General features: G+C 51.3%; 11 protein-coding genes and 2 pseudogenes. 6 read left to right on the top strand and 7 right to left on the bottom strand.

Annotation, left to right across the window (positions count from 1 at the left end):
* Positions 1–626: 626 nt before the first annotated feature.
* Positions 627–803: pseudogene (locus CEK60_RS22940) on the bottom strand (hypothetical protein); the annotation flags it as partial.
* A gap of 96 nt (positions 804–899) precedes the next feature.
* On the opposite strand from CEK60_RS22940, the gene CEK60_RS22745 reads away from it, so the two are divergent.
* Together CEK60_RS22745 and CEK60_RS21940 are read left to right on the top strand one after the other, a co-directional pair.
* Positions 900–1,022, top strand: coding sequence for a hypothetical protein (locus CEK60_RS22745; RefSeq protein WP_269768684.1), 123 nt, complete (start codon positions 900–902; stop codon positions 1,020–1,022).
* An 89-nt stretch (positions 1,023–1,111) separates the two neighbouring features.
* On the top strand, positions 1,112–1,276 hold the full coding sequence (locus tag CEK60_RS21940) for a hypothetical protein (RefSeq protein ID WP_157697969.1): 165 nt from the start codon (positions 1,112–1,114) through the stop codon (positions 1,274–1,276).
* 1,549 nt (positions 1,277–2,825) lie between these two features.
* Here the strand turns inward: CEK60_RS21940 and CEK60_RS00425 are convergent.
* Complete coding sequence (locus CEK60_RS00425; protein ID WP_089037339.1) at positions 2,826–3,140, bottom strand: ArsR/SmtB family transcription factor; 315 nt, start codon at positions 3,138–3,140, stop codon at positions 2,826–2,828.
* A 111-nt stretch (positions 3,141–3,251) separates the two neighbouring features.
* Between CEK60_RS00425 and CEK60_RS00420 the strand changes: the two genes are divergently transcribed.
* Positions 3,252–4,286, top strand: coding sequence for a permease (locus CEK60_RS00420; protein ID WP_089037338.1), 1,035 nt, complete (start codon positions 3,252–3,254; stop codon positions 4,284–4,286).
* Between the two features lie 12 nt (positions 4,287–4,298).
* A pseudogene (locus tag CEK60_RS00415) lies at positions 4,299–5,550 on the top strand (ISL3 family transposase).
* 145 nt (positions 5,551–5,695) lie between these two features.
* Here CEK60_RS00415 and CEK60_RS00410 read toward each other — a convergent pair.
* The 4 genes from CEK60_RS00410 to CEK60_RS21935 form a co-directional block, all read right to left on the bottom strand.
* Positions 5,696–6,697 carry an Rpn family recombination-promoting nuclease/putative transposase gene (locus tag CEK60_RS00410; protein ID WP_089037337.1) on the bottom strand — a complete coding sequence of 334 codons (1,002 nt, stop codon included), beginning with the start codon at positions 6,695–6,697 and terminating at the stop codon, positions 5,696–5,698.
* Positions 6,698–7,066: 369 nt separating this feature from the next.
* Entirely contained in the window at positions 7,067–7,249 is a 183-nt protein-coding gene (locus CEK60_RS00405) for a JAB domain-containing protein (RefSeq protein ID WP_089037336.1), read from the bottom strand.
* A complete protein-coding gene (locus CEK60_RS00400) occupies positions 7,249–7,503 on the bottom strand; it encodes a hypothetical protein (protein ID WP_089037335.1) in 255 nt (84 codons plus the stop codon). Before CEK60_RS00400 ends, CEK60_RS00405 begins: the two co-directional genes overlap by 1 nt.
* Before the next feature lie 84 nt (positions 7,504–7,587).
* On the bottom strand, positions 7,588–7,851 hold the full coding sequence (locus CEK60_RS21935) for a hypothetical protein (protein ID WP_157697968.1): 264 nt from the start codon (positions 7,849–7,851) through the stop codon (positions 7,588–7,590).
* Positions 7,852–8,626: 775 nt separating this feature from the next.
* On the opposite strand from CEK60_RS21935, the gene CEK60_RS22520 reads away from it, so the two are divergent.
* Complete coding sequence (locus CEK60_RS22520; protein ID WP_232471509.1) at positions 8,627–8,713, top strand: helix-turn-helix domain-containing protein; 87 nt, start codon at positions 8,627–8,629, stop codon at positions 8,711–8,713.
* A 31-nt stretch (positions 8,714–8,744) separates the two neighbouring features.
* Here CEK60_RS22520 and CEK60_RS22515 read toward each other — a convergent pair whose 3' ends face one another.
* Entirely contained in the window at positions 8,745–8,885 is a 141-nt protein-coding gene (locus CEK60_RS22515) for a hypothetical protein (protein WP_232471434.1), read from the bottom strand.
* Between the two features lie 1,107 nt (positions 8,886–9,992).
* Here CEK60_RS22515 and CEK60_RS00390 point away from each other — a divergent pair.
* Positions 9,993–11,033 carry a DNA-binding protein gene (locus CEK60_RS00390; RefSeq protein WP_157697967.1) on the top strand — a complete coding sequence of 347 codons (1,041 nt, stop codon included), beginning with the start codon at positions 9,993–9,995 and terminating at the stop codon, positions 11,031–11,033.
* The last annotated feature ends 787 nt before the right edge of the window (positions 11,034–11,820 follow it).

Here is an 11,820-nt window from a genome sequence, read left to right as displayed (position 1 = left end):
TGTAAACCCTTACAGACCTCCTTTTAGTTAGATGCTTTACGCCACCAAAGTGACTTCTCCTCATCCGTGGTTGCGTAGCGACTCAGAGTAGGGAGCAGTCACTTTGGTAGCTCAGGTTTCCTGAGCATTTTCGGCATGCCAAAAATTCATCGGAAACAAATGCTGAAAATTATGCTTCATTTAAGATTGAGACTTTGCCGCGGTTACACGATTATCGTAGAGTCCTATACTCCGAACATCGTCACCATCTTTACCCTTCGGTTATTATTTCTGCGACCTCTATCTCCAGCAGAGTGGCGTTACCCAACAATAGCAATTTTCGGCATGCCGAAAATTTACCCAAATACTGCGATATACATTATGATCAGGGTGGACGGGGGCTAGTTCCCGTCCACCCACACCACCAAGCATAGGGCTCCGTAAGTGTTTGCGAACCGCTTCATGTAGAAACTAACACCACGGAAGCTCTTAGCGTGCCACCAGCGCTTGTTTATCGCATACCGCGTGCGGTGAAGCGAGGCCGGGAACCACCATCGCTCGTGCTGGCAGTACCGATCTACTCCACTCCACCGGAAGACCGAGTTGGATCATCTTCCGGGCCCGCGTACGCGATTTGAACCACAGTTTCATCTGGCCCATTCGTAGTCGGCTTTGAATCCAGCCGTTGAGACCAGCAAACAGCCGGCACGTTTCGCCAAACGAAAGTAAATCGACCAGCCTTGAAGGTAGCTGTTGAGGCGGGCTAGCTTGACCTCAATCGCTTCTAAGTCATGCCCACGGGGCAGCTGCCTGCCCCGTCGCTTGAAGCGTTTGACCGTCTCTGTACTGTAAAAGAACCGGGGATTGGCCGTTCTAAGGAAAACGTGTCACAGAAATCTGCTGCGCGAGGCGGCCACGATATGACTCTTGACGTAGACTTGGCAGGCATCAGCATATCGGTAGAACCGATGGCCTCTGGCGTCCAGTTTCTTGTCGAGATTTTTAAGCAGGATATTACTGAGCAAGGGGCTCAGCCCCCCTAAGGCGTACATTTATCGCGTTGCCTGACGAGTCCACCCATCATCATTCCCGATTGCAGGTATCTGCGAATCAGACCAAGCAGGCGCTTGTCATGGAACTGTTTCGCTTGCTTGGCCATCAAGAAGTCATGGTTGATCTGCTCGAAGAACTTTTCCAGGTCGATGTCGACCACGATGTGATGGTCATGTTTGACGTAGTTATGGGCCTACTCAATCGCCTGCCAGGAGCTCCGGCCCGGTCTAAAGCCGAAGCTTGACGGTGGGAAGTTCTTCTCGTCGTGAGGACTGAGCACTTGATGGCTGGCTTGCTGGATCAGACGATTCACCACGTTGGGAATCCCCAGCATGAGATACTTCCCTTTCTCTTTAGAGATGTAAATCGTTCTGACCGGCCCCGGCTGATAGGTCTCAGTCCGGAGTTCTTCTTTGAGTTCTGGCCATGATACCTTCAGTGAGCGGGCGGTCTCTTCGATGATGTGTGCATCGGGACCCGAGACCCCTTTGTTAAACTCCACCCGCTCCCATGCATCCGCCATATTGGCGCTATCTAGCACATTATCCATGGATACCGGGTAGCAGAGTTCACAAGGTCCCTGGCCTGCGGCCGGTCTACCGCTACCGGCAAACTGCGGTCGGTTGTCATCACGTTGTTCAGAGGTTACAGAGAGGCCTTTCACTTTTCTTTGGCCCTTAGATGGGATGCTGCCACCTACTATGGCGCTGCGGGCCTCCCCCATGCCCTTGCTTTCACTCCCGTTGGGCGGTTGGTTTAGTCCCGACGGCCCTCCTGGGATAAGTCACACATCTTTCCCGCCATGTAGCCGCCTCATATACGTGCTGCGCTGCCGTGTTGGGATGATCTTTGTATTCTTACATTAACTCCACGCAGCCTGCCTACTATGAGATTCTTATTCCCCTGCTCGGCGGTTTGCCGCAGGCTTCCTTCGGATTCCACCTAGCGGTGGACACCCTTGCTGTATTGGCTAACAGCTACTCCCAACGTCAATGCTCGGGACTTTCACCCAATAGATGTGCGCAGTGCCGGCACAATAAAGCGTTAAACCGGGATATATATTTTAATTTTGGAGGAATTGTTATCACTACTGACCAAAGTGACGCGATGGATAATAACGATTACCTTTCCCCAATCCGAAGGCAGACAGCCTTTTGTTTCCATTTTTCAGTCGTGCGATACCGCATCGCGCAAGGAAGGCCTAGGAGACCTTCATCTTCATTATCTGCACCTTAGCTTTGCTAGCTTCTTAATCAACCAAGGACATTCACTTTACAAAATGCATAAAATATTGGGCCACAGGAAGATCCAGACCACCTAGCGTTATGCGCACTTATCGAATGACACCTTATTGAACGCGGCGGATACAGCGGCGGCGTCGGCACTCTGATATCGTGAGGCGCGGGAAGCGGGAGTGAAAAGGAAAAAGCAGAAAAGACGGAGACTACTGAGGAAGTGCCTATGAAGGCGCGTACTAAAACGCTACCAGAGGCAATCGACCAAGCATCGGGTACTGCGGCCTAGCACGAGCATTACTACCAACAAGGAGACGCCCGGTAAAGCGGTTTCACCGCCGCACAAAGATGGGCCAGCGGATAAAGAGCTATCGATCTAAAAACGGGTATCCGGAATTTCTGGTTGATAAAATGCCAAAGATGTAAAGAAGATAATCTTTCTCAGCGGATTATCTGATTGATTCTCTTCAGCCTACTCTACTGCCAATTTTCTGTTTCCACCTTCGCCCGTGTCTTCATAACGATGCTGACTAGGGAGGGCAGCGAGGTGGGCAAGCGTCAAAGCGATTCTGGATCATGCGCAATCCGGACACCTGCACAACATTCCTCTTGTAAGAAACCGATCAAATTCTCTAGGTGCTTATACTCGGGTATACATACAATGGTGCGGCTGTGTTTCTCCTGCCGGATTAGCCCTACCTTGGCCATGCGACCAAGGTGATGTGATAGCGTTGAAGCAGGAATACCCAGCCCCTTCTGGATATCTCCGACCGAAGCCCCATCATGGCCAGCTTTGACCAGGAAGCGGAACACGGACAGTCGGTGACTATTCCCTAGCTCAGCTAAGCTGGCTGCAACCTTTTCGTGATCCATAGCACGCCCCAATAATTCGATATTTCTAGAATTATAGTTTACAGGACCGGTAAGCGCAAGTAGGCTGCGCACATGATTTCGATAAAACTAGAAATATAGGAGTAATATTGAATGTCACCTCAACTCCAAGAAGCTCTAGGCATGTTCGCCTTTCTCGCTATCGAGCTACCGGTTTTATTCATTGGCATTAGCTTGCTGGTCGGAGTTCTTCAACGTCACATCCCACCATCCAAGGTGGAAGTGTTACTGACTTCCAGTGGGAAGCGAGGCTATTTTCTTGCTGCTGGTTTAGGAGCTATAACGCCCTTCTGTAGTTGCTCGACTATCCCCATGTTGAAAGGGTTGATTCGGGCACGGGCCGGTTTTGGGCCGATGATGGTGTTTCTCTTCTCATCTCCGTTGCTGAATCCTATCGTCGTCGGCCTGCTGGTTGCCACGTTTGGATGGACACTTACTGCTATCTATGTGCTCGCCGCTTTGGTGGTCGCGGTAGGTGCCGGATGGCTGCTTCACACGCTTGGCTTCGAGCGTTATGTGCGCCGGATGGCGACACAAGAGAGCAGTAGATGTAGTTCATCAGCAAGCCAGTGCGATGCTACACCGACCGCATCGAATTGCGGCACCAACAGCTGCGACACCACTCCGAAGACGGCTTCTTGCGGGACTGATAGGAAGGCAACAGTCTCTACGTCTAGCGAATGCTGTGACAGTCAACCCACTGTCACGGTTAAGAAAGAAGGGAAGTACAGTGGTGTGTGGCGGGAAGCTTGGTCGGACTTTATCGATGTGTTGCCTTACCTGCTCATCGGTATTGCGATTGGCAGCGTGATCTATGGTTTCATGCCCACTGACTTATTGGAGCAGTATGCAGGCCCAGATAATCCCTTTGCCATTCCAGTTGCCGCTGTTATCGGCGTGCCGTTGTATATTCGCGCTGAAGCCGTCATACCTCTGGCAGCGGCTCTGATGGCCAAAGGCGTGGGTGCCGGGACGGTGCTAGCGTTGATCATCGGCAGTGCCGGAGCCAGTCTGACTGAGCTCATTCTGTTGCGCTCTCTGTTCACGCTGAAGCTTTTAGCGGCGTTTTTAGCAGTCATTTTTGCTATGGCGATGATTGCCGGTTACGTCACCTACCTGTTTTTCTGATCAAGGCGGGAGATGATTAATTCGTTAAGCCTTCCTGGGTACCAGTTGGTGGATTCTGAGGAGCAGAATGAAGACATACATTTTCAGCTTGAAGCACCTACACCAGTAGCCTGCGAGGGGTGCGGCGTGCAGGGTGAGTTCGTGCGGTTCGGCAAGCATGATGTTCCCTATCGTGACCTGCCCATCCACGGCAAGCGGGTCACCCTCTGGGTAGTTCGTCGCCGGTACACCTGCCGGGCCTGCAAGACCACCTTCAGGCCCCAGCTACCGGAGGTGGTGGACGGCTTCCGCATGACGCTGCGGTTGCATGAGTACGTTGAGAAGGAAGCCTTCAATCACCCCTACGCCTCCGTGGCTGATACCATGGGCCTGGACGAGAAAACGGTACGCGACATTTTCAATGCCCGCGCCGAATTTCTGGGGCGCTGGCACTGCTTCGAGACGACCCGCATTCTCGGCATTGACGAGCTGTATCCTGACCAACATCGAGGAGAGGACCCTGCTCGACCTGCTGGCCACCCGCCGTCAGGACGTGGTGACCAATTACCTGATGAAGATAAAAGACCGGTAGAAGGTCAAGATCGTCAGCATGGACATGTGGAATCCCTACCGAGCAGCGGTCAAGGCGGTGCTGCCACAGGCCCGCATCGTGGTCGATAAGTTCCATGTGGTGCGCATGGCTAACGATGCTCTGGAGAAGGTACGCAAGGGCCTCAGGAAGGAGCTGAAACCCTCCCAAAGCCAACCCTGAAGGGAGACCGAAAAATCCTGCTGAAACGTGCTCACGAAGTCTCAGACCGAGAACGGCTGATCATGGAGACCTGGGCAGGCGCATTCCCGCAACTGCTGGCCGCCTACGAGCATAAGGAACGCTTCTACGGCATCTTGGACGCCACCACACGGCCCCAGACAGAAGCCGTCATGGACGAGTGGATAGCCACCATCCCGAAAGACCAGAGGGAAATCTGGAGCGATCTGGTCAGGGCGGTGGGCAACTGGCGCGAAGAGATCATGACCTACTTCGAGGCGGACATGCCCGTCACCAACGCCTATACGAAGTCGATCAACCGACTGGCGAAGGACAAGTACCGTGACGGGCGTGGTTACACCTTCGAGGTGATGCGGGCACGAATGCTCTGCACTACGAAGCACAAGAAGAAGGCGCCGACTGCGAAGGTCACTCCGTTCCAAAAAAAACCTCAGTTACGGACTGCCGGGCTTCGCAGAGGAACTCAACTACGGGGTCGATCTAACAACCATCTGAAAATGGTATAAGGTTGGTGGGGTGAAAGTGCCCCATCAACCATTAAATCCGTATACCCCTAAAAACTAAAACAAGCAAACACATATAAGGCAACTCCCTTCTGTGGCTGCCCTTTTTTGTGCGTAAAGGAAGGATAAGCTCAGGATCAGTGCTTATCTTCGATGCGCAACTTCCCAACCTCATCAACCAATAGCCCTGTCGCTTCGGCAATTTGCTCATCACTGAGCACACCGAACGCCAGCAGATGACGAACCGTTTCACGCTTTTCCTCTAACGCACGTTGCTCTGCTTCCTTTACGCGTCGCTCAGTTTCCCTTACTCTCTGCTCAGTTTCTTGCAAAACCTTCTGGCGCTCTGCTCGTCGCTCTTGCTGCGCCCAGTTCTCTAAATTCTCTGCCAACATATCTTTATCCTCCACCACACTATTGAGCTGATCCAGGTTGATCTGAGCCCTGAGCCGCTGCAGGTGACGCTTAAGCCAGCGGGTAACAATCTTGTCGATGCGTTCCTTATTCGGGTCGGCCTGAATAATCGCGACTACCCTATCAACGGCCTGCTGCAGCCCTTTTCTATCCGTCGACGCATTCTCAATGCTAAAGACACCGCTTAACGGCGTCTGACGTAAGCTCAACTCTTCATCAGTATAGCGTCCTTCATCAACAAGGTAATAACGCAGGTGCGGCTGATAGACCTGCAAGAATGTAGGCGGCTCAGGATGCACCATCTCGTAAATATCCTGCCGGGCTGTCCAGCGCTCAGAACCGTTATACAGCACAATCGGCATAATGGGCGGCAAGCCCTTGTGCGGGGTTGTCGTTCCACTCTTGAGCAGGTGGTCATAGAAGCAAGCCACGTAGTGCATCAATCGAATCGGCATCGTGCGATCTACTCTCGACTGAAACTCCAGCAGAATATAGAGAAACACGTCTTGGGTAGTGCCCTGCCAGGTCACTTCCACCGACCACACCACGTCCTCGAATTTCTCTTCAAACAGCGGGGTAATGTAGTTGCCGCTGTGGTTCTTGAGTGTTGTGAAGTCCATCAGCCCGGCAATCTCGGCAGGCGCAAAGCCCTCAATCAGCTGCTGGACAAACTCAGGGTAACTGAATAGCTCTTTATACCCGGTATCGTGATGATTGCTGGCCATGCGCTGCTCCTATTTCAGTGTATTTACCTTACCACAACATCCGTTTCTCAACGCTCACACTGACTTACCTGATAACCTTTTGCTTACCTAAGCCTCCTTCTCATTCCATTAATCTGCTCAGTAAAGAAAAAACCACAAAAGAAAAAAGCTCTGCCTAAAAGGCGCCGTCCAATGCTGTCGGTCAGTGTAAGCGTGAGGCTGGGAAGCAGGCAGCGTCTATGCGAAGCGGTTAGCGTGGGTCTACAGCTATCCCCGTTCGGCGAACGAGGTGTAGCCTTCATGGCTCACCACTGCATGATCCAGCACTCAAATGCCCACCAAGCCTAGGGCAACTTTGAGGTGCTGGGTGATGCTTCGTTCGGCATATTGCTACATAATGAGTAGATAGAGAATCGCGGCAACGACGTTATGTTCAATGGCTTGCTTGATGGCCTCGCGGAGGTAGATACTGGTAGCATAAATTGTGCCCCGAAACAGCTCATCAAAGCCGATTAGCCTGTGCTGGGTATCAAGTAGTAGTGTGCTGAAGAGTTCAAACGCGTAGTAGGGCATTAAAGTTTGTAAGCAGCGGTGAGCCTCATCAGAGCGCCGAGTTTATTGCCTTTATGCACGCGTTTGTTGGCGCTCATCTTGGCGAGGTGCACAAGATGGGCGCCTGTCACTTCGCTGTTCAGGTGGTAGGTGGCGAGGGGCTCTCCGGCATCTATCAGGTCACTAGGGAACTCTTTATCAATGGGTGGTATAGGACGAGATACTTGCTCAGCAAAGCGCTCGGATAGCTTCCATAACGCACGGTTTAGGCGCACGTCCTCAGAGACGCTGTCGACGGGTCGAGTACGGGTGGTACAATCGGGTTGAGAATGTCCACGTAAGCCGCCTTTAAATAGGTTTTACTTGGTACGGTGGAAACTACTCCACTGCGAACTGTTGGCGTCTTCACTGCGTATTTCTTCGATTATGTCGATGGATTTGATGGGGATATTCTGTTGCCAGTTGACGCCATGGCGCAGCGATAAGGCAGACTCGGCAAACAGCTGGGCTTCGCCTCTGCTAATCAACGTGATTGAAACGCCTCGACGCCTTCGGCAATACGGGGCACTTGGTAGCGGAGCTGCATCGAGCTTCCAGAATTTCATCCACGATGTGTTTAACATGATGCACCCGAATACCGCCGACGTCGCCTACCGGCGTCACCATGCCATTGGTTCAGATCAGTCGAAATAGCCCCAAATCCAACTAAAAGTTCGCACTGCGATCATAGCTACTGGTCAGCATCAGTTTGGTAATACTGTCGCCGACCGCCAACTGACGGTCAGGGACTTGGCGAAAGCGGATCGTGTAGCAAGACGTCACGGCGCTCTTGCTGACGCACGCTGGTTTGTTGGGCACGCACGGGGGACCAGCCCTCAGCCTACAGGGCATCGACCACGTTAATAGTGGGCATTCAGAAACGGCGTCACCAGGTTAGTGAGCAAAGAAAGCGGGGCAAAATTGATCGTGAGTGAGAATACGCATGGCGTTAATCTCATTATTAGATTAAGCGATTGACGTCCCTCCACCCTTAGCTTCTTAGGAAACTATCCAATCGCTCCCAGAGCTAACCCCACCAATCCGGCGGTTCGAATATTTTTGGCTGCGCTGATGTCACACATTTCAACAAATTTAAAATATTGCCTCAGGCTTCTTAAGTATTTTCGGCATGCCGAAAATATAGGGGTTGAGCCTAACCAAGAACTACTTTTCGGCATGCCGAAAATTTATCGAAAAGCGCGGAATACTTTATCCAAGCGATCGCATTGGATAGATATGGATAGCGGGCGTCCGCTAAAACACCATGCAACTCGTAATCTTACATAAAGCTGCCTAAATCTTAAGATATGAAAATCGAACGCGCCTACTAATACCGCTTCTCCCCCCCAACAGGCCATCTTGCTGGCATGGGCGTTTGGGTGTGTTCGGCTTGTCTGGAATGCAGTGCTGCGCTATCACACCAATGCGTTTTATCAGCGCCAGTAAAAGATCGGCCATCACGACGCTAGCGCGTTTCTCACACAGTTAAAAAAGCAGCCTGATACTGCGTTTCTGGTGGAAGTACGTTCGGTGCCGCTGCAAATTCCTGCGCCACCAGCAAAGCGTGTTCAAACACTTTTTTTGTCAAGCGGGCAGAGTAATACAGCTCTAAATTCAAGAAGCATCTTCAGTCAGCCACCTTTGCTAGTTCAGCGTCTTGTACCGTGATGGCCAGATCACACTCGTCAAGTATCGTAAGCCGTTGAACATTCGCTGGAGCCGTGAGTTTCTTGCAACGTCCAGCACCGTCACCGTGTCCAAGGACGCAGCAGGTCTCTACTTCATCAACTGTCTATGCAAGGTAAATACTGTGGCGCTGACTGTCATTCCTAACATGATAAGTATCGACCTAGGGTTAAAAAGCTTGTGATGGTCAGCGGGTTAACAATTCGCGTCATACGGCACGGTATGAGAGGAAGCTGGCGCGGGCGTAGCGGCAATTAAGTCATAAGCAAAAAGGCTAAAACAATCGTGTAAAAGCACGGGTAAAAGTCGCTCGCTGTCACACCAAGATCGCTGATACGTGACTTGACCACCTGCATAAACTCACCCGACAGATCGTTAACAAGAACCAAGTGATCGCCGCGGAGAGTTTGCAGGTTAAGAACATGGTCAAAAATCGCCATTCATCCAAGCCATAAGTTATGTTGGCAGGGGAGAGTTGGTGTGCCAGCTTGACTAAAAAGCATCTTGGGCAAGGAGCGAGTTCGTCCAGATCGGCCACTGGTACCCCGGCAGTAAACGCTGCCATGGTTGTGTGAGTTTGCGTAAGACCGGCATTGCCATTGCCAAGGTATTGAAGGCGACGGGCAACACCAGGAAGGTAATAACCTAGAAGCTGCCACTACACTCTCTAATTAATGGTCGGAGGATGTCAACAAAATACGGTGAATATGCTATCCAAACTTCTGTACTGGATGTGGATGGATAGCGAGCGCTTCGTCCGCAATACACTTGCTTATTGAACCACTAAAAAAGCTGACCTTAACCACTACGCTACGCGCGGCGGGCAGAGAGTGTTAGGCCATTAACATCATAGATATATCGCTGTGTCGTCTTTTTTGGTGGCTGATGGTCAGGCATATCGCTGCTAACAGCCTTACTTCGGCCAGCTTCATACTCTTAAAGACGCTTAAGCGGTGGCATATAATAAATAGTCATGCCATAATTTAGTAATACTGATAATACACTATTACACTACACTTATATTTAATTGGAGATTCCTTTGAGCAACCGCGCCACGATCAGCAAAGTCGATGTATTTAGTGTTGCTAACGACCTTCAAGCCGCTGGCACCAACCCTACGGCGTCCAACATCCGGGCCAAGCTAAAACGGGGGTCGTTCTCCACGATCCAGGCGCACTTAGAAGCATGGCGGCAGGAGAGCGACAAGGCAGAAGAGAGTGGCGAATTACCGTCAGCCATTCAAGGGTATCTCACCACGCTGGCCACTGAGCTATGGCAACGGGCACAGGTAGACGCAAAAGCCGACCTTGCCCGGATAAGAGAAGCGCTTGAAGCTGAGCGTAATGCAGTCCTCAAAGAAGCCGACAAAGCCATCACGAAAGCGGAAGTGCTGCAGGAGTCAGTTGCAGGGTTAGAGTTGAAACTGAAACAGACACAGCGGCAGTGTCAGGAGGTGCGTACCGACCTCGCACTTTCGCGCCAGGAGGGCGCGCAGCTACTGCGTGAGCGCCAGCATGCCGAAGAGCGCATGGATGAATTGGAAACCCAGAATGAGCGCCTGCACAGCAATCTTGAGATCGCCGAACGCGACCTGGCTAAGGTGACGGCCTCAGAGCAAACCTTTAAAACGCGGTATGAGGATGTAAAAGCCCAAAACGATCAGCAGAAAGCCACGCTGGCGCGTTTGAACAAGCAGCTAGATCAACTCAGTGTGTCACACCGCACCGTGAGCGAAGAGCGTGATGACGCGCGATCAAAAGCCCAGCAGGCGATTGAGGATGGTCACGAAACCAAGCAGGCACTGGCAGTGATCGAACAGCGCTTTAAAGATATTCAGGCACGTTATGACAAACTCAACAAAGCACATGCCACGCTAGTGAATGAACGGGCAACTTGCGATGCTAAGGTGGCACATTTGGAGCAGCAGCTGGAAAATGAGCAGACGACTTTGAGCCATTTGCAGCTCGAAATGGTCAAGCTCCAGCAGGCGCATTACGAACAGACAGGTACTTTAACGACCATCAAAGAAGAACTTCGTTATGCCCAGCGAGCTTTGTACTTACGAGACAAAGATAAGTAAGAGGATAGTTTAAACTGAATAGTTAGCTCATTACTGCTCTCAGCCCAATACACTAGGCAGACATAATTGAACGTATAAATCATTAAAGCGCACCAACTTTCCGTGTTTAAAGAATAAGAAAGGCCAGTGCGATAGGTTTTGCTACACTGACTTCAAACAGATCAAGCTCGATTAGTTAGGCAGTCTGCTCAAGCTGTTTTGGCTGAGCTGTGAGTTGCTATGGGCAGTTAAGAACGTCACATAAGATAGCAGGTAAGGCGCTGGTTCGTCTTGATCCAGACGGAGTGCGACTATGTGGTACCGGCGTCGACTGGCTGCGCCGTGGGAATTGACATAGACGTGGCTCGCTTTGCCACGCTTTTCGATGACAGCTGTCTGGCTCCGCTCAACAACTTCAAGAAGCAATAGAATGCACTGCGAAAGTCGCAGCAGACCATGATTTATTAGAGAAAGTACAACTATGCAACGAGAAGAAGGTCAAGACACGGTTCAGGCACAGCTTATCAGAGCCCAACACAACTACTTGTATAAGGCTTCTGCCACAATTAGCTAAAACCACTTTATTGTACTGCCTGAAAAGTGGCAAATTGCACCATCAAATAGCCAGGGCGCCAAATCCAGGAATCTGTTGGCGGGGGAATCGGCGTAGCTAGCCAAGATATGCACGTGTTGAATTCAGCTTTGTGGACACGGCTGGTCATGTTGGAGTTATTAATATATTAAGGGCGTGTCCGCCCGGTCACCCTATGAAGTAAGCAGTGAGGCAAAGCCGCCTGCAGCGGGAAAC

The organism is Halomonas sp. N3-2A (assembly GCF_002216165.1).
GTDB lineage: Bacteria > Pseudomonadota > Gammaproteobacteria > Pseudomonadales > Halomonadaceae > Vreelandella.
This window is presented reverse-complemented; position numbering and strand designations above follow the sequence as displayed.